Source organism: Acinetobacter sp. GG2, from assembly GCF_000292385.1.
Classification (GTDB): Bacteria; Pseudomonadota; Gammaproteobacteria; order Pseudomonadales; family Moraxellaceae; genus Acinetobacter; species Acinetobacter seifertii.
In genome coordinates, this window is the sequence record NZ_ALOW01000039.1 from 1 (window position 1) to 20,053 (window position 20,053).

At 35.6% G+C, this 20,053-nt stretch carries 25 protein-coding genes and 3 pseudogenes; 23 read left to right on the top strand and 5 right to left on the bottom strand.

Annotated elements, in window-relative coordinates:
* Window positions 1–44: 44 nt before the first annotated feature.
* From B554_RS19285 to B554_RS0114610, 10 genes and pseudogenes are all read left to right on the top strand, one after another.
* A pseudogene (locus B554_RS19285) lies at window positions 45–192 on the top strand (RHS repeat-associated core domain-containing protein); the annotation flags it as partial.
* Window positions 172–606, top strand: coding sequence for an HNH/ENDO VII family nuclease (locus tag B554_RS0114580; RefSeq protein ID WP_413540759.1), 435 nt, complete (start codon window positions 172–174; stop codon window positions 604–606). The pseudogene B554_RS19285 and the gene B554_RS0114580, both read left to right, overlap by 21 nt.
* Window positions 607–616: 10 nt before the next feature.
* On the top strand, window positions 617–1,045 hold the full coding sequence (locus tag B554_RS0114585) for a hypothetical protein (RefSeq protein ID WP_019458628.1): 429 nt from the start codon (window positions 617–619) through the stop codon (window positions 1,043–1,045).
* A gap of 146 nt (window positions 1,046–1,191) precedes the next feature.
* Window positions 1,192–1,401: pseudogene (locus tag B554_RS19290) on the top strand (RHS repeat-associated core domain-containing protein); the annotation flags it as partial.
* Window positions 1,390–1,782 (top strand): HNH/ENDO VII family nuclease, encoded by a 393-nt coding sequence (locus B554_RS19180; RefSeq protein ID WP_413540760.1) that lies wholly within the window; start codon window positions 1,390–1,392, stop codon window positions 1,780–1,782. The pseudogene B554_RS19290 and the gene B554_RS19180, both read left to right, overlap by 12 nt.
* A 24-nt stretch (window positions 1,783–1,806) precedes the next feature.
* Complete coding sequence (locus B554_RS0114595; RefSeq protein ID WP_019458630.1) at window positions 1,807–2,244, top strand: SMI1/KNR4 family protein; 438 nt, start codon at window positions 1,807–1,809, stop codon at window positions 2,242–2,244.
* Window positions 2,245–2,610: 366 nt separating this feature from the next.
* Window positions 2,611–3,180, top strand: a complete 570-nt coding sequence (locus B554_RS0114600) for a hypothetical protein (protein ID WP_019458631.1) — start codon at window positions 2,611–2,613, stop codon at window positions 3,178–3,180.
* A 175-nt stretch (window positions 3,181–3,355) separates the two neighbouring features.
* Complete coding sequence (locus B554_RS0114605) at window positions 3,356–3,685, top strand: hypothetical protein (RefSeq protein ID WP_019458632.1); 330 nt, start codon at window positions 3,356–3,358, stop codon at window positions 3,683–3,685.
* A gap of 195 nt (window positions 3,686–3,880) precedes the next feature.
* A pseudogene (locus B554_RS18750) lies at window positions 3,881–4,135 on the top strand (RHS domain-containing protein); the annotation flags it as partial.
* A 275-nt stretch (window positions 4,136–4,410) separates the two neighbouring features.
* The gene (locus B554_RS0114610; RefSeq protein ID WP_019458633.1) at window positions 4,411–4,728 is read left to right on the top strand and encodes a hypothetical protein; all 318 of its coding nucleotides are present in this window, start codon (window positions 4,411–4,413) and stop codon (window positions 4,726–4,728) included.
* Between the two features lie 33 nt (window positions 4,729–4,761).
* Here B554_RS0114610 and B554_RS0114615 read toward each other — a convergent pair whose 3' ends face one another.
* The 4 genes from B554_RS0114615 to B554_RS0114630 all read right to left on the bottom strand — a co-directional run bounded on the left by B554_RS0114615 (window position 4,762) and on the right by B554_RS0114630 (window position 8,972).
* Window positions 4,762–5,652, bottom strand: coding sequence for a hypothetical protein (locus B554_RS0114615; RefSeq protein WP_019458634.1), 891 nt, complete (start codon window positions 5,650–5,652; stop codon window positions 4,762–4,764).
* Window positions 5,649–6,716 (bottom strand): GNAT family N-acetyltransferase, encoded by a 1,068-nt coding sequence (locus tag B554_RS0114620; RefSeq protein WP_019458635.1) that lies wholly within the window; start codon window positions 6,714–6,716, stop codon window positions 5,649–5,651. Before B554_RS0114620 ends, B554_RS0114615 begins: the two co-directional genes overlap by 4 nt.
* A gap of 9 nt (window positions 6,717–6,725) precedes the next feature.
* On the bottom strand, window positions 6,726–8,165 hold the full coding sequence (locus B554_RS0114625; RefSeq protein WP_019458636.1) for an aspartate aminotransferase family protein: 1,440 nt from the start codon (window positions 8,163–8,165) through the stop codon (window positions 6,726–6,728).
* 78 nt (window positions 8,166–8,243) lie between these two features.
* On the bottom strand, window positions 8,244–8,972 hold the full coding sequence (locus tag B554_RS0114630) for a MipA/OmpV family protein (RefSeq protein WP_019458637.1): 729 nt from the start codon (window positions 8,970–8,972) through the stop codon (window positions 8,244–8,246).
* Window positions 8,973–9,438: 466 nt separating this feature from the next.
* Here B554_RS0114630 and B554_RS0114635 point away from each other — a divergent pair, with 466 nt between their 5' ends.
* The 6 genes from B554_RS0114635 (at window position 9,439) to B554_RS0114660 (ending at window position 13,923) form a co-directional block, all read left to right on the top strand.
* On the top strand, window positions 9,439–10,158 hold the full coding sequence (locus tag B554_RS0114635; RefSeq protein WP_025465234.1) for an MtnX-like HAD-IB family phosphatase: 720 nt from the start codon (window positions 9,439–9,441) through the stop codon (window positions 10,156–10,158).
* Complete coding sequence (locus B554_RS0114640) at window positions 10,155–11,039, top strand: alpha/beta hydrolase (protein WP_019458639.1); 885 nt, start codon at window positions 10,155–10,157, stop codon at window positions 11,037–11,039. The genes B554_RS0114635 and B554_RS0114640 overlap by 4 nt, the downstream gene beginning before the upstream one ends.
* Entirely contained in the window at window positions 11,036–11,395 is a 360-nt protein-coding gene (locus tag B554_RS0114645) for an EamA family transporter (protein WP_019458640.1), read from the top strand. Before B554_RS0114640 ends, B554_RS0114645 begins: the two co-directional genes overlap by 4 nt.
* On the top strand, window positions 11,392–11,790 hold the full coding sequence (locus tag B554_RS0114650) for a DMT family transporter (RefSeq protein ID WP_019458641.1): 399 nt from the start codon (window positions 11,392–11,394) through the stop codon (window positions 11,788–11,790). The genes B554_RS0114645 and B554_RS0114650 overlap by 4 nt, the downstream gene beginning before the upstream one ends.
* Before the next feature lie 299 nt (window positions 11,791–12,089).
* Entirely contained in the window at window positions 12,090–13,034 is a 945-nt protein-coding gene (locus B554_RS0114655) for a DUF4424 family protein (RefSeq protein ID WP_019458642.1), read from the top strand.
* Window positions 13,035–13,125: 91 nt separating this feature from the next.
* The gene (locus B554_RS0114660) at window positions 13,126–13,923 is read left to right on the top strand and encodes an SDR family NAD(P)-dependent oxidoreductase (protein ID WP_019458643.1); all 798 of its coding nucleotides are present in this window, start codon (window positions 13,126–13,128) and stop codon (window positions 13,921–13,923) included.
* Here B554_RS0114660 and B554_RS0114665 read toward each other — a convergent pair.
* Window positions 13,920–14,522: a DoxX family protein gene (locus B554_RS0114665; protein WP_019458644.1), complete on the bottom strand. Its 603-nt coding sequence runs from the start codon at window positions 14,520–14,522 to the stop codon at window positions 13,920–13,922. The two genes, B554_RS0114660 and B554_RS0114665, sit on opposite strands and share 4 nt — an antisense overlap.
* A gap of 164 nt (window positions 14,523–14,686) precedes the next feature.
* On the opposite strand from B554_RS0114665, the gene B554_RS0114670 reads away from it, so the two are divergent.
* The 7 genes from B554_RS0114670 to B554_RS0114700 all read left to right on the top strand — a co-directional run bounded on the left by B554_RS0114670 (window position 14,687) and on the right by B554_RS0114700 (window position 20,027).
* On the top strand, window positions 14,687–14,995 hold the full coding sequence (locus B554_RS0114670) for a hypothetical protein (RefSeq protein ID WP_004702533.1): 309 nt from the start codon (window positions 14,687–14,689) through the stop codon (window positions 14,993–14,995).
* A gap of 69 nt (window positions 14,996–15,064) precedes the next feature.
* Window positions 15,065–15,928 (top strand): DUF692 domain-containing protein, encoded by an 864-nt coding sequence (locus tag B554_RS0114675; RefSeq protein ID WP_019458645.1) that lies wholly within the window; start codon window positions 15,065–15,067, stop codon window positions 15,926–15,928.
* Entirely contained in the window at window positions 15,879–16,640 is a 762-nt protein-coding gene (locus B554_RS0114680) for a DUF2063 domain-containing protein (RefSeq protein ID WP_029767900.1), read from the top strand. Before B554_RS0114675 ends, B554_RS0114680 begins: the two co-directional genes overlap by 50 nt.
* A complete protein-coding gene (locus tag B554_RS0114685; RefSeq protein WP_004702529.1) occupies window positions 16,637–17,257 on the top strand; it encodes an RNA polymerase factor sigma-70 in 621 nt (206 codons plus the stop codon). The genes B554_RS0114680 and B554_RS0114685 overlap by 4 nt, the downstream gene beginning before the upstream one ends.
* Window positions 17,251–17,430, top strand: a complete 180-nt coding sequence (locus B554_RS0114690) for a zf-HC2 domain-containing protein (protein ID WP_004702527.1) — start codon at window positions 17,251–17,253, stop codon at window positions 17,428–17,430. The genes B554_RS0114685 and B554_RS0114690 overlap by 7 nt, the downstream gene beginning before the upstream one ends.
* A 90-nt stretch (window positions 17,431–17,520) precedes the next feature.
* The gene (gene mumR / locus B554_RS0114695) at window positions 17,521–18,432 is read left to right on the top strand and encodes a LysR family transcriptional regulator MumR (protein ID WP_004702525.1); all 912 of its coding nucleotides are present in this window, start codon (window positions 17,521–17,523) and stop codon (window positions 18,430–18,432) included.
* A gap of 341 nt (window positions 18,433–18,773) precedes the next feature.
* Complete coding sequence (locus B554_RS0114700; RefSeq protein ID WP_081400410.1) at window positions 18,774–20,027, top strand: NRAMP family divalent metal transporter; 1,254 nt, start codon at window positions 18,774–18,776, stop codon at window positions 20,025–20,027.
* Window positions 20,028–20,053: the final 26 nt, after the last annotated feature.

Sequence of the window (20,053 nt, forward strand, 5' to 3'; positions counted from 1 at the left end):
GTCAATTTATAATTCTTTTATTATCATAAAATAATGTTTTTAATAAAACAGGTCTTCATTACAACCGTTATCGTTACTATTCACCGTATGTAGGGGGGTATTTCCAAAGACCCTATTGGGTTATTGGGAGGATTCAATGGTTATGTTTATGCACCTAATCCTATTGTATGGATTGATCCTCTAGGTTTAACAAAGATATTTAATAAAAAGACTACTCATATAGGAACAAAAACAAATATCGAATATACAGTTTATCAACAAGTAATAGACTGGGATCAAAAATTTACTACTCGTGGTGGGAAGACTGAAACAAATCTAGATAGAGCTTTAAGAGGTGATGCACCTAGGATTAAAACAGCTAATGGCTGGTCATCTGTTAATTTACATTACTCTAAACAAAATGCAAATGGGCCTTTATTCGAATTGTCTGGAAATAGTCATAGTAAAAATACGGCCTTACCAGCTCTTCATCCGTATAGGCCAAAACAGCATCCTGACTATCCTGTTAATAGAGATGATTTTAATGATGATAGGGACGGATATTGGAAAGATAGAGCAAATAAAGAGTTAGAAAGACGAAATACTAGTAGTGGCTGTCCTTTATAAAGGTGAAATTATGTTAAGTTCTAAAGTAGTTAATTATTTGAAGCAAAAAAATGCTTGGTTTGAAGATGTAGATATCGATTGTGAAAGGTATAGAGAGATTCTGAAAGAGTTAAATTTGGATACGAGCTCTGATTTTGGTATTTTCTATACACATGCAGAGGAAAATCCAGGAGGTTTTTATTCAAAAAAATTTGAATTATGGCAAATATGTTGGATGTATGAAAATAGTGATTATAGAAATATTAATAATAGTTTAAGAAGAGATTTGAGTTTAAATGATAATTATTATGTAATTTCAGAGTTTGAGGGAGAAAGAGCATATTTTTATAATAAAGAGGAAAATAGTGTCGAAATAATTGGTTACTCTGAAAATGGAGTGGATGTTATTGAAAAGTGGGAATCATTTAATGATTTCTTAGAATGGTATTTTGAGGTTTAATTTAGCTTTATAAGAGCCAACTGATCTAGAAAACTGAATATAAGGCGTGAGGTGAACTCGTTTGTGCAAAGCAAAGCTTTGCACAAATGCAAGACCTTGCGTCATATGTTTCATATGCTCAAATCAGCAAAGTCAGTATTTAACTTTTTGAAAATTCAGAAATCATCACCAATAATATCCGTTTCCAAGGGCAGTATTTCGACGAAGAAACAGGTCTTCATTACAATCACTATCGTTATTATTCACCGTTTGTAGGGCGTTTTATTTCCAAAGACCTTGTTGGATTATTGGGTGGAGATAATGTATATGCTTATGCACCAAATCCAGTGAGTTGGGTTGATCCTTTGGGGCTAAATCGTAACCCAATTTCATTCACTGATAGTCGAGGAACAAAATTACAAGTTACAGGATATACAGATTTAAGCCATTTAAGTGATAAACAATTGAAACAATTGTATCATGCAAATAATAATTCTGGTTTTGGTTTATCGGGTAAAGACAAACAAGGAAATACGATTGTATTACATCATTATAAGCAAAATGCAAAAGGTCCAATAGTTGCTATGCCTCAAAAGCATCATGACAAACCTCATACAAACCCTGGACAGCATCCTTGTGGTAAGAAAAAAGGTGGAGGATTAACGAGTCAGGAAAGAGATGCTTTTAATAATTGGAGAAAAGAGTATTGGAAAGATTCAGCGCAAAGAGAGTTACAGAAGCGTAATTCATCAATATAGTTTAAGATTTTTTGGGAAATGAAAATGAAAATTGATTTGTTAAATAGATTGTCGGAGTTCTATAAAGATAACCCTGAAATGAAAGGAGTTCCATTAACTTTGAAAGATATTAATCAGGTGGAAACTACTTTGCAGATAAAACTTCCTGATGATTATAAGTTATTTGTTAGTACATATGGTGGATCATATGCAGGTTTAGCTATATATGGTTTAAAAAATGCTGAGATGATGGGAGACGAAACTGTTATTGATTTGACCAATAGAGCAAGAAAGCTTTTAGATGAGTTGAAAGTTAATAATTATATTTTAAAATCAATAGTGATTTCGGATGATGGATCTGGAAATCCTATTTTTATAAATGAGAAGGGGGAGGTATATATTTATTATGTGGATAATGATGAGTACGAGAAGTTGGGAGATTCTTTAGGAGAGGTAATAGAAGAAAACTTTCATGAGTGGTAATTATTTAAATATACGAAAATAGTATGTATATTTAAATTTAAAAGACTAGAATTAACTTTAATAAAGAATGAATGGTTATGTGTAATATATAATTAATTTAACTTCATATTTTAGTTGTTTGAAAGTCATCTATACTATAGGTGTAAATGGCTTTAATTTTTTAACTTTAAAATACTTGATAAGTTTAAAAATAAAGTAATAACTTCTTTTAAATAAATTTGGGGTGGTAAAATAAAATATAAATTTTAAAAGTATGTATGTTTTTGAAATGAATTCTATTTTACTATTAATAGTTAAGTTGAGATATTTTTTATCTTAATTCTTAGTATTTCTGAGAAATTTAATAAAGGAAAAAGTGGAATTTTAATGAGAAATGATCTTTCAAAATTTAAAGAATTAATTGAGTCATCAATTTTTTTAGAAAATATTGGTAAAGAAAATATTGATAAAGTTAATTTAAATTATACTTGTATTTCATATGATGAAATAAATGAAATTGCTAATTCAGATAAAACTATAAATTGTGATGCTGAAATAATGAATAATTTCAGATCTTTAATTTATAATGATTTAGGTCAAAATGGTTTAAAGGAATATAATAAGTTTGTGATAGAAAATAGAAATGAGTTTTTTTTAATAAAAGATGAAGTTTTTAGTATATTTTCAAGGAAAAGTCTATCTGAAGATGTAGCTTTGAGCTTCATGGAAATATATTTTAACTCAATTTTAGAGGATTATTTTAAAGAAAAATATTCAATTAATTTCTATTTCTTTCATGATTTATTAGAGTTTTTTAAAAAGGGTCATGTAGTTTGTGGTTATCAGTTTTTAATAGCTAAACATAGGAAGTTATATAATATATTAAGTTATGCTGTTGATAATTTTTCATTGAAAAATTCTTTTGATAAAGATAAAATTTTAGTTTTTGTTTATTAAATAGTTTCACCCTATATTGTATGGTTTTAGAATTCTGCAGATAGGGTGTTTATATGAAAATATTGATAAATAATTCAGAATTTATATCCATATTGCTATACTTTTCCCAAGTTAATTAGTAAAGCCTCTGGTTTTCTAAGGCAATCAATAAAAAATTAGGGTTTTAGGTATAAATATGTCCGTAATTGAAATGCAAAAAAATATATGTAAAAAATTTAATTCTAAGTTTGTGAAACCTTTTGAAAATGAAATGGTTGCTATAGCTTTAGATTCATTGGGAAAAATACCAATTACAGGAATACGTAATATACTTGAAGAAGGAGAAAATATCTCATGGTTTTTCTATTGTGGAGAATTTTCTGAAGATGATGATTTCTTTAAACCAATGCATATATCTCATTTAGAAAACTATCTTCCCGAAGTTATTCCTTATTTAGCATTAGAAGAAGGTTTTAGATTTGTAATAGATAAACAGGGTTACGAAGATATATGGAAAGAAGAATAGATACTAAATTTATATTTTTTAACTTATAAGATATTTAGTATAATAACTCATTTCTATGAAGACTCTTTAGGATGCTACTGTAAATAACTAAGTGATTCAAGAAATGAGTTATTAAAAAGATAACGTCTCTGTACAACAAATGAATATTTTAATTAAAATACTAAAATAATTTTAAGAAATAAAATTAATATTAAAAATCAAACCTTAGATTGGTCAGATAGATATTATAATATACACCGAGCCCCGCTTTGGGAAATTGAAAAACAGGGTAAAGAATTTGATGATGTATGGTTCTATCACTGCGACCATTTAGGCACACCGCAAGAAATGACGGATCATACAGGTTCGGTCATTTGGAAAGCTGAATATAAGGCTTGGAGTGAGTGTAGAGCTGAAAAAGCTAAATCTAACTTCTTTAAAGACTCTGAGATCATCAGTAATAATATCCGTTGAGGAAACTTTTTTTATGGGAATATTCTAACTAACAAAAATGATGTGATTAATTTTTAAATTTCAGTTCAAACACGGATATTTCTTATGTATTGAATAGAAAGAGTAAACATCCATACTTAAAAAGAGCATGGTAATGTCTTTACGACAACTCAACTATTAATGAATCTGACAGAATCTAACTTTTTATATCAAATAAAAGCAGTTATCTTAATGCTACTTGAGCACAAACTCTTAAGGTGCTCGTCTTTTCGTTAAATTTTTAGGTATTTAAAATGAATAAAATGCATGTAACTTTGGCTGTAGTAGTCGGTTTAATTGTTGGTGGTATAGTGGGTGCTCTAGGTTATTCGAAAACTGCTGCACGTTATGATGCGATGACCACTGCATGTGTAATGGTCAATCAAGCAGTTGAACACGGAATTTTAAAGCCTGAACAAGTAAAAGAGTTAGGTGAGCTTACAGGTCAAACCCTTAAGAAAGATTATGCTTCTGTGGCAACAAAATTTAAGTTTTCTGAAAAGCAGTTAGGCAATGCTTCTGAAGGCTCGAATTGTAGCCAATTTATTGTTGGCGTAAACGCAGCGAAGTAATTAAAAGAAAACCCACAGCTTGTGGGTTTTTTCTTATTGATTTGACCAAGCTGAATCTATGGCATGAATTAACCGTAGGTTCAGTGCTTTCTGTTCTAATTGCCAATTTGAGAGTTCCTCGGCTGTTGGTTCTTGTTGCCCATCCGAAGCTGCTAAAAACTGTTTAAAGTAGTTTTTATAATGATAGGCCGAAACATCGCCAGTAATATCCGCAGCAACTAAACGGCCTTTACATGTTTCAATTAAGCTCTGCAAATGACTTTCAAGAAATTTTCCTTGATCCCAGTTTGTCATGACGACTTCGCTTGAAAGCACATCCTTATCAATCGATAAATAAACAGATAAGTTTGATGCCTTTATTTCGGTTAGAAATGCAGATAACAGTTCATCTGGATGATCGAAGTTTTGCCATGCATTCTTTTTGCCTGTAAAACGCACCCATGATGCATTTTGCTGAATACTCCAGTAATGCAGCTTTCCTTTATATAACGGTGACCAATGGTTTTCTACTGCATGTAGCCATCCAATATCACTTGAGCTAATTCCAAGTACATCTATTCTGGCAACTTGCGGAAGCTTACTTGCCCAATACACCCATGAACCACAGTGAATACCAAAAGGGTAACGCATATTGTCAGGGTGGTTATCACAGACAATAAGATGAATTGGCTCAGCAGATGGCAGTCTTTCTAGTAAAAGCTGGGTAACATGGTGATAATCACCACTACCTAAGAGGACGCAACCCAACTTTGAAGGTAAATACTGATCTAGGTGAGTACGTAACTCATCGAACTCTTTTAATTTACAACCAAAGCGAATGACTTCTTGCCATGAGGTGAGGTCAATACGTACCGCATCATCAGGATCACCAGCAGAATCATCAAAGTTTAAAACGACAGGTGTTCTGTTATTTACTGAACTCATGATCGTGTTTCCTGTTTAACATGCCACTGATGATCTGCTTCAAATAAAGGACGTAATTTTTTTAAAACAAAACGTAAGGCAGGGGAATGTATCCATACCAAATGACGGGTAAATGTAAATTTAGCCCCTAGTTGAGCTTTGACTTCAGGGTCTGTCCAGCCTGCAATGTAAAATTTGAGGTTGTTGGCTAGGGCATAGTCTAAATTTACGAACCAGCTAATAAAATATAAATTGTAGTCTTTTGCGAGCGGGTAATTGAGACCAATATATTTATCAACCAGATTGTCGTTGTATTCATAACAAATGTTATAACCGACTAGGGTTGTATCTGCCCAATATAAAAAGACTTTACCGCCACTGTGCACATCTTGAAGAATTTCTGAAAAAAACTCAGGACTGAGCAGGTCAAAATGTATTTCGCTTTGGTGATAAACGGCCAGATAGAGTTCATATAAATATGTTCTAAACTCAGGATCATTAAAGCGTTCATCCCCCGTAGACAGTTGTTCAATATTTAATTCATTTAAACTTTTGAGTTTACGTTTGAAGTTTTTACGGCGTGGTCTAGATAGTCTAGAGAGATACTCTTCACGGCTTGAAAAATCGATAGGGACATAAGCTAAAGCTTGTCCTTCTACAGATAGAAAACCTTTTTTTTCTGCTTCTTGAATAAAATTGTGACTGTAATTATTTTCAAGTTCGCTGAGTAAAGGTGAATCTAACGGAAGATCTTTAATAATACCTAACTTAATGTTTTGATCATTATTCTTTAAAAAATCTGCTATTGAGTCTAGAGGAAGTTCACTAGGTAATAAGCTGTATTCTGTGACCGTTGTACCGATAAAACATGTTTTAAAATGAAGAATTTTCCCCCAGGTTGAATACCCTGGCAATGCTTTAATTTTTTTAAGAAGGTCTGTATCTAGAGTCGTTAATAAATCAAACTCTGTATAAAAATAAGGTAAAAAATCGCTAGGCGAATGAACCTGAAAACTTAAAGGTGGATGCTTTAAAAAAGCATCCACCACTGCCTGAGGTTCTAACTGATTCAGGTTTATAGTCATAAAGTAATTTTATATTTCCCGTTTAGCTCGAATTAATAATTGGTCAAGTAATACCATTGCTTGATCGATTTCGGCTCTTGAGATCTCTAGTGAAGGTGCGAAAGTAATTACGTTCTTGTAATAACCGCCTACATCTAACACCAAACCACATTGCTGTCCTTGATATTCAAGGGTACCTGAAAGACCGATATCAACCATTTTATCCAACAATTCTTTGTTTGGAGTAAAACCATCAGCCTGACAAATTTCTGCACGCAATGCTAGTCCTAAACCATCAACATCACCAATTTCTGGATGACGTGATTGCAATTCTTTTAGACCCTCTAGGAAATAAGCACCACTTTCCATGATTTGCTTTTCATAGTCTTTTTCAGCCAACATGTTCATGACTTCAAGACCTACTGCCGTACCAAGTGGGTTAGATGCAAACGTCGAGTGAGTTGAACCCACTGGGAAAATTTCAGGATTAATCATTTCTTCTTTTGCCCAAATACCAGCAAGAGGATTTAATCCGTTGGTCAATGCTTTACCAAATGCAACAACGTCTGGCGTAATATCGAAATGTTCGAAAGACCAAAGTTTACCGGTACGGTAGAAGCCCATTTGAATTTCGTCTACAACCAATAAAATACCATGATCATCTAGAACTTTTTTCAAACCTTTGTAGAAGTTCTTCGGTGGAATGACATAACCGCCAGTACCCTGAATTGTTTCGATATAGAAAGCAGCAAATTCACTTTCACGAACTTTAGGATCCCAAACGCCGTGGTATTCATTTTCAAAAAGACGTGCAAATTCAGCAACTAACTTATCTGCATATTCTTCTGGTGTCATACCTTTAGGACGACGGAAAGGATATGGGAATGGAATGAATTGGGCACGCTCACCAAAATGACCATAACGGCGACGGTAGCGATAGCTTGAAGTAATTGAAGATGCACCTAAAGTACGGCCATGATAACCGCCCTCGAAAGCGAACATACGGCTTTTGCCTTTAGTAAAGTTACGTACAACTTTTAGAGAGTCTTCAATTGCTTGAGAACCACCAACGTTGTAGTGAACACGACCTTGTACACCCGTCTTTTTGAGTATGTCTTCAGCAATCACTTTACTAAGTTCAATTTTAGTTGGATGTAAATATTGGCTGGCAATTTGAGGAAGTTTATGAATTTGGTCGATAAGCGCTTGATCTAAACGTGGGTTTTTATAACCAAAGTTGACCGCTGAATACCACATTTGTAAGTCTAGATATGGGATATTCTGGTCATCAAAAATATAGCTGCCCTGACAATCCGTAAAAATTTTAGGTGGGTTTACATAGTGTACTGTATCGCCGTGTGAACAATACTTTGCCTCATCTGCTAGAAGTTGCGCTTCATCTAGTGGAACGCGGTTATTAGAACTAGTTGCAGAAGTGCGTTCTTGTTTGAATGTATGATTGTTGTTCATACTTCTATTCCTTTTACGGTTGGTATTTTCAGTATGTATGTTTTAGATACAGAGGCTGAGTGAAAAGTGTTGTCGTGTTTAAAAGGTAAAGGTAAGCCCCACAGCTGGTGTAATATCTGTGCGTTTTTTTACCATCGGACTTTTAAACTGTTCGTTTGATAAATAATTAAATTCAACAGAACTAAAAGCATTCACATGTTTGGAAAGTTTGTAGTTGGCTGTCATGCTTACAAAAGGAGATATACTTTGGCCCGGTTCATATGCTGCGATACCACTACGTTTACTTTCAGCATCACTGACGCCATAGTAATATTGGTTATATTTTGCGTTGTTCCACTGAAAACCAGCTTCTGGATAGACGGTTAAATTACCTTTGTCCAATTCAGCAAGGTAAGAAGCTCTTAAAATGGTTCCTTTACTACGGGATAGAGTATCGGTATTAAGCCGTGCTTTAAAACCGCCATAAGGTGTAATTCGCATATAACTTGCACCTGCTAGGACAGACCATTTGCGCTTATCTAATAAGTAAAGTTCACCACTTGGATCATATGAGTTGCCGTCATAGTGAGCATCGAGTCGTAATTGATTTTTGTCATCTTTGAATAGGTAATAACCGGCATCGTCGCCTTCAATATAAAATTTGTCATTGTCATAGAAAAAAACAGGTAAAAGCGTTTGAGAGGTTTTATGACCTTTATAAGCTTGGAAATTTACAGAATAGTTAAAACCCATTGTGAAATCTGGTGATGAGCTTTCTTCTTGCGCATCTTGTGCATAAGCAGAACAGTAAAAAAAGCTACTACTCATTACTATTGCTATGGAAATTCTTTTCAATGGTTTAATCATATTCAGTCTTTCTATGATAAAAAATGGTCGATTTTTGGTTGTGTTCTGTTCAAAATTTTTTTGAATATAAAAGTTAATTCTTATACAAATCTTAATAAAAAATTAAAAATAACTTAATTTTGTATTTTCCTGTCAAACTCTTCTAATTTTGAATAAAAAATAGTCTATATGAAGGGGGTTAAATATTTATTTCACTGAAAAATTATTTTAATTAATTGATTAATAATAAATTAAATTTAAAAAATGGAATTTTTGAATTTCTAATTCATTTGTTCACTATTTATGCTTTTGTAATTGATTGAATCTTATAATACTGGATTCAAAATTTTTTTGAATACTCCTAATTAAAGAAATTTTTAAGATTTCCCGCCTAAAGTCAGACCGTGATTTTTATAAAAATTCTTAAATTATTCGTGTGAGGCATTTTATGTTCATGGTCGACCAGCATTACTATACAGATCACACTGTACCTTGGCATATTTTATGTGACTTTGATGGAACAATCAGTTTAAAAGATACAACGGACTATTTGCTTAAAACTTATGCAAAAGCTGGTTGGGAAGAAATTGAGGAAGAGTGGGAGCAAGGGAAAATTGGTTCCAAAGTCTGTATGCAAAAACAGATCGAACTCTTGGATGTCTCTATTGATGAGCTGCGCGATTGCCTTGATCAAATTGAAATTGACCTCGGCTTCATCGAATTAGTGAAGATCACTGCTCAGTATAAAATTCCGTTGACTATTGTGAGTGATGGGCTCGATTTTGTTATTCGCCATATTTTAAAAAAATATCAGTTAGACCATTTACCTATTATTGCAAATCATTTGATTCAGGCAGATGAAAGGTCATGGAAATTAGAGTTTCCAAATGAAGAAGCGAGTTGCGTAAGTCAAAGTGGAACATGCAAATGTAAGGTTGCAAATCAAAAACCTCAAAAGCATATTATCTTGATTGGCGATGGACGTTCAGATTATTGTCTAGCGGGAAATGCAGACTATGTTTTTGCAAAGAAGTCTCTAATAGACCATTGCAAAGAAAACCAGATTTTCCATACAAAGTTTGAAAATTTTGTAGAAATTTGCCAACCCTTGGCTAAGCTACTCAGTAGTGATTTTGGAATAGATACTCCAGTAACGGTGATTACATGATAAAAGACAATTCATTTTTTTTATCGGGAAACCGAACTGGTATTTTACTCATTCATGGTTTGACGGGCACACCGAATGAAATGAGAGGAATTGCGCGAGTACTTCATCAGGCAGGCTATAGCGTATATGGTGTGCAGTTGGCTGGACACTGTGGCGATGTTGAAGATTTGGTAAATAGCCAATGGGAAGATTGGTTTAATAGTGTTGTTGCAGCCGCAGAAAAGTTAAAAGAACATACAGATCAGATATTTGTTGCCGGTTTATCAATGGGTTCTTTGCTGGCATTAAAATATGCATCGGCTTATCCAGTTGCTGGCGTCATTGCCTATAGTCCGACCTTCCAATACGACGGTTGGAGTATTCCTTTGTGGTCAAAAGTGCTTGCACCTATTGTTCTGCCAAGTGTTCATTATTTAAATATTTGTCGTAACAATACTTTTGACGAAGCTGAACCTTATGGCATCAAAAATAAGGTATTGCGTTCGCGTATTGTTCAGGCTATGAACAGCGGCGAAAGTAGTGAAGCTGGTTTGCCGGGTAACCCTTGGCATTCATTGTTCCAGTTACAACGTCTTTCGCGGAATGTTCGTAAAAATCTCTCAAATATTACGGCTCCATGTCTGTTATTACATGCCTATGACGATGATATTGCTCACCGAAGAAATAGTGAGTTAATTTATGCCAAAGTGAAGGGGCCTAAGACCTTAATCTGGCTTTATAACAGCTATCACATGATTACAATTGATAATGATCGAAAACAAGTGATTGATGAATCCATTCGATTTATTGAACAGTACCAACATCCAAAAAAGCAGTTAGAGCATCCATCAACTCGTCAAGAACGTAGAACTTCACCTGAAAAAATTGGTGAGCTTTTATGAATATTGTAGTGTTCAGTGTATGGATGCTAACCATTTTGATTGATACTGTTGGGCAGTTGGCTTTTAAGGCCGCTGCTCACGAAAGTAAAACCAATGAAGGCCTAGAACATTGGTGGTTCATGGCGAAACGTCCATGGATATGGGTCGGTATTTTTTGTTATATCTTTGAGTTTGTCGTTTGGCTTGCTTTCCTCTCGCTGGTTCCACTTTCTGTTGGGGTCATGTTAGGTTGTATCAACATTGTTGTGATTATGCTTGCTGGACGCTTGTTTTTTAATGAAAAATTAACTCGAAATCGATTAATTGGTGTAGTTCTGATAGCGATCGGTGTCACTATTGTTGGGATTGGGGCATGAAAAAATTTTATATTATTGGTTTTTTAATATTAATGCTCTTCGATACATTGGCTCAGATTAGTTTTAAGCTAGCTTCCATTCATGCGATGCCTTTGACTTTTGATGTACACTGGTTAATCAGAGTTTTTGGGCATCCTTGGATTTATGGGGCTTTTATTGGATATATAGGTGCCTTTTTTATCTGGATGAATTTATTAAAGCATGCGCCTATTGGGCCGGCTTTTGCAGCTTCACATTTAGAACTCATCACGGTGATGTTTTTGTCGATTTGGCTGTTTAATGAACCGCTAACATTTACAAAAGTTACTGGCGCTATTCTTATTTTTGCTGGTGTTTGCTTCTTGGCTAAAGATGAAGAAGAGAGCCATAGTCGTGAAGAAGTCGCCACAAAATAAACTTTAATCAATTATTCTTAAAACCGTTGTAACACCCGTAACTAATATTTGCGAATGTTAGTGTAATGCTAAATAAGCATTATGAGTGTATGGCGGTTTTTATTGTTTCTGAAGTTAATAAATTGAAAATTAAAAAAGCTTCAAAATAAGCAATCTAGTTATATATAAATAAAGATTTTCTTATCCATTACTTATTTTTCTTAAATAGCATTATGTAATGCTTACTGCGGCAAAGCTAAACCGTTATTATTTATATGAGATTGATACTCCATAATGAAAAACGATATAGAGACTTTAAAATGAAAAAGCTTGCAATGACTTTAGCTGTTTTGGTTCCACTCTCAGGCTATAGCTTCGCCAATGACTCGACGGGTTATGTCGGTACAGGAGGCATTCAGTATTTAAAAAATGCAAAAGTTGCGATGCAAAGTGAAGATTTATTTATTAGTAAAAAGATAATTAAAGTCGATTATCTATATAAAAATTTAAGCAACAAGGATGTTACTGAAACCGTTTTGTTTCCACTACCACGTGTAGATAACTTTTTTGAAGCAGATTTTGCAAATACTGAAGCACTTTTAAAAAGCTTTAAAATTGTAGTGGATGGTCAAAATATAAAACCCGAAATGCATGTCAGAACGTTTATTCAAAAAGATGAAAAATCGCCTTTACTGGATGTAACCGATGAGTTTAAGCAATGCGGTTTTACTGAAAAAGACATGCTCAATCCATGGATTCGTAGTAACTATGATTATTTGAATTATCAAGATAAGCTAAGCAAATGTAATAAACCACAAATGCAGAAAATTTTAGCCCAATTTGAAAAAGATGATGTGATCCCGTGGTCATCTCAAGTTATTTATAGCTGGAAGCAAACCTTCAAAGCCAATAGTTTGACTAAAATTCATCATGAATATAAACCTTTGGTCGGTGGTTCTGTAGGTCTCACACCAGAAGAAGATAGCAAGCAATTTTGCATGGATAAACAATTTAAGCAGGGTCTTAAAAAAGTTCAGGCAGAACATTCGCCGTTTAGTGCTTTAGGTTATATTTTGACGACAGGTGCTAACTGGGCAAAACCTATTGAAAACTTTAAGTTAACGATTGAACGTGATAAAGGCGAACTGGTTTCATTTTGTTGGGATGGCAAAGTCAACAAAATTAGTCCGACTCAATTTCAAATGACCAAAACCAAGTTTGTACCAAAACAAGACTTAGACGTTATTTTTGTTCATCTGCCATAAGCTCATACAAACTCTAAACTGTATAAAATTGCATCACTTTTGATTGTGTGTCATAACCTAACCATGGCGCACAATAACAAGAGGATGCCGCATGTTGCTCAAGGGAAAAGTAGCAGTAATTTTTGGTGGCAGCGGTGCAATTGGCACTGCGATTGCGCAGGTTTTCCTTCGTGAAGGAGCGCATGTTTATTTATGCGCAAGAGATTTAAATAAACTGCAAAACATCGCGGCACAACTACAAAAATACGAAGGCGCGATACATATCGTTAGTGTTGATGTGCTAGATAGCCAAGCAACCAGTGAGGCAGTTGCTCAAATTGCTCAAGAGGCGAACGGTTTAGATACCGTCATTAATGCGACGAGTTTTATACATAATCAAGGGAAAGAAATTTTTGAATTAAATCTTGATGAGTTCGTCGGGGGAATAAATCCATTTCTAACGGCGCAGTTTAATATCTCTAAAGCTGTGGTTCCTTATATGGGCGGTAAGCGCGGTGGAACCATCATTTCAATTGTGGCACCTTCAGCACGAATGGCAATACCGGGGCATTTGGGACATATTGTGGGCTGTGCTGGAATTGAGGCCTTTATTAAAGCTCTTGCCAGTGAGCTAGGCCCTAAAAATATACGGGTACTCGGTGTACGCTCACATGCAATTGTGGATGCTGTTCAAGCGGGTTCTTATACGCGCGAATTGTTTGAGTCTAAAGCACAGGCAATGGGGCTCAGCATAGGACAATGGCTCGAAGGTGCTGCTCAGGGCACTATGCTAAAACGATTGCCCACACTTTCTCAAGTTGCAGAAACCGTTGCTTTCCTTGCATCAGAGCATGCGAACTCAATGACCGCAACGGTTGTAAATATGACTGCTGGTGCAATAATCGATTAGTGCAGTTTATTTTTAATCCAATAATCTAAACTAAAATAACGGCCGCCTCCAAGTACAAGTAGAGCAAATAGCATCACCATATAGGTCGCGGCAAATTCAATTCCGTTATTTAAAATAACAAACGAGCCGCTCGATGTAAGCCAGTCATAGTTGCCATAGTTCTGTAGGATTTCACGAGCTTTATCTAACTTTTCAGCGGAAGCCAATACTTGCATGTTGGCAAAGGGTGCATGCGGATCAGCAATTGCTTGCCATCCATTCGGGAGGTGTACCGTAAATATTGCAACCAACATGGTAATAATGAGTGGAATACTAATTAAACGGGTAAATAAACCTAATGTTAAAAGTATTGCACCTGCTAGTTCAGTTGACGTTGCAAGCACGGCCATTAAATAGGGAAAAGGAAGGCCCAATCCACCATCTGAACTGCCGAACCATTCGACAATGTCGTTGAAGTGCATCAGTTTATTTGTACCCGCCATCCAAAATATAGGAACTAGATACAATCGAATAGCCAATGCGGCAATGCCGTCAATATGTTGTAAAGACTTACCGAGGTTTTGATAATATTGAGATAAGCCATAAATAAAGTTCTTCATGATAATTTCACATCCAATGCGATTGAATAATAATTAGTCGGATGGAAACTGTATTTCTTACATAAAAAATTTTTTTATTTACGGTGTAATAAAAAAGGATTTGGTCCGTCTAACTTTATGTACATGTGTACAAACCGAGAAATTAGCATTAAAGGAATACGAAAATGAACAAACTCAACTCAATGACTTCAGTGGCAGCATTATTAGCACTTTCAGTTGCAGGTGCTACGCAAATGGCTGTAGCAGCAACCAATACAACAACTGAAGTACATGCAACTAAAGCAGCTGATGGTAAATGTGGTGAAGCGAAATGCGGAGCTAACAAAATGAAAAAACATGAAAAATCTGCGGAAGCAAAATGTGGAGCAGCTAAAAAAGCAGCAGATGGTAAATGTGGTGCAACTAAAAAAGCAGCGGACGGTAAGTGCGGTGCAGATAAAAAAGTTGCTGATGGCAAGTGTGGCGCTAAGTAAACCATCTGATCATGGATGATGTCGGCCTTGTATTAAGTGTCGGCATCATTTCCAAAAGGAGAAGTCACCATGATGCAGTTGAATGGTGTAGGGCTTGGTTTAAGACGTGACTTTATAGATGCGTTTCTAACGGCAAAAACATATCCCGACTTTATTGAGGTTGCCCCAGAAAATTGGCTAGGTTTTGGTGGTCGACATGCAAAATTACTTGCACAGTGTGCAGAAAAAGCACCGTTAATTTGTCATGGCTTGTCATTATCTATTGGAGGGCCACATCCACTTAATCTCGAATTTATAGGTAAAGTAAAAAGCTTTTTAGAACAATACGAAGTACCAATTTATTCTGAACATTTAAGTTATACAAATGATGGCGGCTATTTATACGATTTGTTGCCAATACCCATGACGGAAGCCGCGGTTAAATATGTGGCTGAACGCATTTTGCGTGTACAGGATATTTTAGGGAAAAGATTAGTCATAGAGAATGTTTCTACTTACGTCATGCCGAATGCCGAAATGAGTGAAGCCGAATTTATTCGTGAAGTGATTCAACATGCTGACTGTGATTTGCTTCTTGATGTAAATAATGTCTATGTCAACAGTACCAATCATGGTAGCGATGCATTCGGATTTATTCAGAACATGCCAAAGGAACGAATTCGTTACTTACATATTGCTGGACATGAAAAAGTTCAGAAGAACTTATTAATCGATACCCATGGGGCGGAAGTTTGTGACCGTGTTTGGGAGTTGTTGAGATATACCTATCAAGTATGCGGAATAAAACCGACATTATTGGAGCGCGATTTTAATATTCCATCATGGCAAGAATTAGAAGAGGAACTCGCCAAAATCAAACTCATTCAACAACAGGAGACTGGCTATGAAGGGAAATCAAATATCCTTCCAAACTATGCAGCAACAGTTTTGTGACTGGATTCGTGATCCTGATTTGGAACTACCTCAAGCACTTCCTCCTCAAAGAATGCAAATTTATCGGGATTTACTTTTTAATAATGTCAGTTCATTTATTGACTTAGTTTATCCAGTAGCTCGTGCGATGTTGCCAGAGTTAAGGTGGCAACAATTGGTCTTAGAGTTTTTTCAAAAAGCTAAAAGCCGCTCACCTTTATACAATGATATCTCTTTAGAGTTTAGAGAGTATTTAACAGAGCAACAGCATCCGATATTACAAGAGTATCCTTGGTTGGCTGAGTTATTACAGTTTGAATGGCTAGAATTATATTTAGACACTGTTGAAATTGAAGATGTTGTTTTACATGAAAATTATGCTTGGCAGTTAACCACCAAAGTATGGATATTAGTTTATCAATATCCCGTTTATACGTGGACGACTTTAATGACTCCAGAACAAGTAAAACTTTTACCAGGCGCAGTAATGGTCTGGCGCGATGAACAAGATAAAGTATGTATTGAACAACTCTCTCCACTATTTGCTATGTTGATTGAACAGTTAACGCAAAATATAACCTTAACTGACCATGATATTTTCACCCTTATTCAATCTATACTCGCTAACTTGTCTGAGTCTGAAATTTATCTGCAAATTCAAGAACTCAAAAACCTCTTATCTCGACTACAATTAATCCAAACTCTCCATGATTTTAAAGAGGCACAAGCATGACTTCAGCCGCGGCATCACGTCATGACGACTTAGGGGATCAACTGCATAACCCAGCCTTTTTACAAGACTTAAGGCAGCAAATGATTAAATTTGCTTTTTTACAGTTATCCTCACTTCCGCAAGCTGAAGATGTAGTGCAAGAGGCTTTAACCAGTGCTTTTCAAAACTTAGATTCATTTAAAGGGCGGGCTGCGTTCAAAACATGGGTATTCGCTATTTTAAAAAATAAAATTATTGATGTGGTTCGGCAAAAGTCACGTTTGGTCGCCATGTCTGAATTATTTAAAGACGAGGAAAGCGAACTCAGTGTTGATGAATTGTTTGATGCTTCAGGACACTGGCATAAATATGAAGCACCTCAAGCATGGCAAAGTCCTGAAGAAATGATGGAGCAGTCAGATTTTTGGATAATTTTTGAAGCCTGTTTAGATCATTTGCCTGCCAAATATGCTCAGGTTTTTATGATGAGAGAAGTGGTGGAACTGAGTTCTAACGAAATTTGTAGCAAGCTGGAGTTATCTATTTCAAATTTTAATGTGTTGATGTATCGAAGTCGTACCCGTTTACGGGAATGCTTAGAAAATAAATGGTTATTGAAGGAGGATTGTTCATGTTGACATGTCGACAAGCCACTCAACTGTTGTCTGAAAAACAAGATAGACCGCTTTTTTTACGTGAGCAAAGTAGTTTACAACTGCATTTGTTGGCATGCCGATCATGCCGCCGTTATGCAAAACAGATCAAAACAATTAGTCAGCTTTCCAAAGCATTTAAAAATTTGGATAACTAACTTTAGTTAAAAATTTATTTATTGCTGGCCTTAACATGTTAAAAGCTTACATACTATAAAAGTAAAGGAATTTTTAAGACAGGATGAAACGTGAATTTAAAGAATCTTGAAGCATTTTATTGGGTTGTGACGTTAAATAGCTTCAATAAGGCGGCAATTAAATTACAAACGACGCAGCCTGCTGTCTCTCAAAAAATCACATCTCTTGAAAATGAATTAGGTTTTAAGGTTTTAGACCGAAGCTTGCGGCAGTTTAAACTGACCCATAAAGGTATGACTTTATTTAAATATGCCGAAAAGTTTATGCGTTTAGAAACAGATCTGGTCGCAGAGCTTACCGAAAACCAGCATCTGACGGGAACCATACGTTTAGGCGTTTCCGAAACCATTGTGTATACGTGGCTGGTTGAATATATCGAAAAAGTTCAACAAGAATTTCCAAAAGTTTCGGTCGAAATTGTGGTTGACCTGACACCTAATTTACAAGAAGGCGTTCGTACAGGTGACTTGGACATGGCCTTTTTACTTGGCCCAACCTTGGCTTTTGAATGTATTGAGCAGTCCCTTTGTAACTTTGAACTGAGTTTCTTGGCAGCACCATCGTTTAAAGGTGGAATTGGACAAATGTCTTTTAAAGCCTTAATGTCGCATACCATTTTAACTTATCCAAAAATTACCTATCCCTATAAAGAATTAAAGGCCAAAATGAAAGAACAGGGCATTGATGAGCCCCTTTCAATTACCAGTTATTCATTAGCGACGTTGTTGCGTCTTGCTGAGCAAGGTTTAGGTATTGCAGTCGTACCGACTTTAACGGCTTTAAAGGAAATTACCGACGGACGATTGGAGATATTAGATACACCTATTCGCTTAAAAACCTTTCATTTCACGTCTATTTATATTCACGGAAATGACGTTGCCTTGAAAGAAAAATTAACTGAGGTCGCTGTTAAAGTCTCGGCGAGTGCCATGAAAAGGTTGAATGAGCAAATTAAAAAATAAGCAGAGTTGGTAATCTTTTCATCTCATTTTTCTTCTCTAAATTATCGCTGCTTGTATGTAAAGTCATAAAAGCAGCTTATGTGCTTCGATAAGTAAAATTTATCCTGAGTTTTAATTAAATTAAAAAATAATAAAAATTAAATACTTATAAATTTTAATTTATGTAAAAAGTCTTATTGTCCGTAGGGATGAGCTATGTTTTTATTTGAGATACAAGATTTGATCACCGATTAAGTTGATTGGGGAATAGGGAATCTTTGTCATTTTAAAGGATTAAAGAATATCGTTTGGGACAAAAATGATGTTCTTGGTTCAACTTGAAATAGCGTTGTTAAGCTCAAATGGATGAGGAACGCATTAATATGTCTTTACTGAAATCTTCTTTTTTATCAGATCGCCAATGGGCCATTGTTGCCTCAATCTTTATGATGGCGACCTCTGCAATGGGGCCAGGATTTTTAACCCAAACTGCTGTATTTACAGTGAAGTTAGGCGCTGCATTTGGCTTTGCAATTTTAGTTTCCATTCTGATTGATTATGTAGTTCAACAAAACATTTGGCGAGTAGTAACACTCACTCAAATGCGTGCATCAGATATTGCCAATAAAGCATTACCGGGTAGTGGTTATTTACTGGCGTTTCTGGTGATCTTGGGCGGTTTTTTCTTTAGTGTAGGTAACATTGCAGGTGCTGCTTTAGGTTTAAATGCACTTTTTGGCCTAGACACAAAGTGGGGCGGTATTTTAAGTGGTGCCTTAGCCATTTTAATTTTTGCTTCCAAAAAAGCAACGCTTGCCATGGATAAAAGCATGATCGTGTTGGGACTGCTTAAAATTCTCCTGATTATTATCGTTGCCGTTATTGTAATGCCTCCTGTTGGTCAAGCTGTACATCAAACATTTGCTCCAGACCATATCGACTTTGCCATTATTACCACCATTGTTGGCGGTACGGTTGGTGGCTATATCTGCTATGCAGGCGCACATCGTTTACTCGATAAAGGCGCGGTTGGCCCTGAAAATATTGATGAAGTTGCAAAAGCTGCGACCAAGGGCATTATTGTTGTCGGCATCATGCGCTATGTATTGTTCTTGGCTTTTTTAGGTGTGGTGGTGAGCGGTGCAACGATTGATTTAGCGAGCCATGATGCCAATCCGGCAGCTCAAGCATTCCAATATGCAGCAGGTACATTTGGTTTTAAATTATTTGGTTTAATTTTCTGGGCAGCGGGTATTAGTAGCACCATTGGCGCAGCATATACTTCAGTGTCATTCTTTACTGCGTTTAAAAAGAACTTAACACCAAAACAAACCAACTATACGACCATTACCTTTATCGCATTGGCTTTATTGCTCTATGTGTTATTGGGTGCAACTCCGGCAGGTCTACTCATTTTTGTCGGTGGTTTTAACGGTTTGGTGTTGCCAATTGGCCTTACAATTTTTGTGTATGTTGCCGCATGCCGTAAAGATTTGATGGGTAATTATAACTATCCAAAATGGTTGCTTATTTTGGGTGGGTTAACATGTCTGTTAACGTGGTGGATGGGCTACATGTCGTTTACGACTGTGTTTAACTATTTGACCAAGCTTTAAGCCAGACTGCGTGAAGTAATAAAGGA

Excerpts from the sequence above, each read along its gene's own strand:
- B554_RS0114670 (WP_004702533.1), top strand. The coding sequence starts at position 14,687 with ATGAACAAACTCAACTCAATGACTTCAGTGGCAGCATTATTAGCACTT.
- B554_RS0114625 (WP_019458636.1), bottom strand. The coding sequence starts at position 8,165 with ATGAACAACAATCATACATTCAAACAAGAACGCACTTCTGCAACTAGT.
- B554_RS0114640 (WP_019458639.1), top strand. The coding sequence starts at position 10,155 with ATGATAAAAGACAATTCATTTTTTTTATCGGGAAACCGAACTGGTATT.
- B554_RS0114620 (WP_019458635.1), bottom strand. The coding sequence starts at position 6,716 with ATGACTATAAACCTGAATCAGTTAGAACCTCAGGCAGTGGTGGATGCT.
- B554_RS0114635 (WP_025465234.1), top strand. The coding sequence starts at position 9,439 with ATGTTCATGGTCGACCAGCATTACTATACAGATCACACTGTACCTTGG.
- B554_RS0114605 (WP_019458632.1), top strand. The coding sequence starts at position 3,356 with ATGTCCGTAATTGAAATGCAAAAAAATATATGTAAAAAATTTAATTCT.
- B554_RS0114585 (WP_019458628.1), top strand. The coding sequence starts at position 617 with ATGTTAAGTTCTAAAGTAGTTAATTATTTGAAGCAAAAAAATGCTTGG.
- B554_RS0114615 (WP_019458634.1), bottom strand. The coding sequence starts at position 5,652 with ATGAGTTCAGTAAATAACAGAACACCTGTCGTTTTAAACTTTGATGAT.
- B554_RS0114595 (WP_019458630.1), top strand. The coding sequence starts at position 1,807 with ATGAAAATTGATTTGTTAAATAGATTGTCGGAGTTCTATAAAGATAAC.
- B554_RS0114665 (WP_019458644.1), bottom strand. The coding sequence starts at position 14,522 with ATGAAGAACTTTATTTATGGCTTATCTCAATATTATCAAAACCTCGGT.
- B554_RS0114660 (WP_019458643.1), top strand. The coding sequence starts at position 13,126 with ATGTTGCTCAAGGGAAAAGTAGCAGTAATTTTTGGTGGCAGCGGTGCA.
- B554_RS0114700 (WP_081400410.1), top strand. The coding sequence starts at position 18,774 with ATGGATGAGGAACGCATTAATATGTCTTTACTGAAATCTTCTTTTTTA.
- B554_RS0114610 (WP_019458633.1), top strand. The coding sequence starts at position 4,411 with ATGAATAAAATGCATGTAACTTTGGCTGTAGTAGTCGGTTTAATTGTT.
- B554_RS0114655 (WP_019458642.1), top strand. The coding sequence starts at position 12,090 with ATGAAAAAGCTTGCAATGACTTTAGCTGTTTTGGTTCCACTCTCAGGC.
- B554_RS0114650 (WP_019458641.1), top strand. The coding sequence starts at position 11,392 with ATGAAAAAATTTTATATTATTGGTTTTTTAATATTAATGCTCTTCGAT.
- B554_RS0114630 (WP_019458637.1), bottom strand. The coding sequence starts at position 8,972 with ATGAGTAGTAGCTTTTTTTACTGTTCTGCTTATGCACAAGATGCGCAA.
- B554_RS0114685 (WP_004702529.1), top strand. The coding sequence starts at position 16,637 with ATGACTTCAGCCGCGGCATCACGTCATGACGACTTAGGGGATCAACTG.
- B554_RS0114680 (WP_029767900.1), top strand. The coding sequence starts at position 15,879 with ATGAAGGGAAATCAAATATCCTTCCAAACTATGCAGCAACAGTTTTGT.
- B554_RS0114645 (WP_019458640.1), top strand. The coding sequence starts at position 11,036 with ATGAATATTGTAGTGTTCAGTGTATGGATGCTAACCATTTTGATTGAT.
- B554_RS0114690 (WP_004702527.1), top strand. The coding sequence starts at position 17,251 with ATGTTGACATGTCGACAAGCCACTCAACTGTTGTCTGAAAAACAAGAT.
- B554_RS0114675 (WP_019458645.1), top strand. The coding sequence starts at position 15,065 with ATGATGCAGTTGAATGGTGTAGGGCTTGGTTTAAGACGTGACTTTATA.
- B554_RS0114600 (WP_019458631.1), top strand. The coding sequence starts at position 2,611 with ATGAGAAATGATCTTTCAAAATTTAAAGAATTAATTGAGTCATCAATT.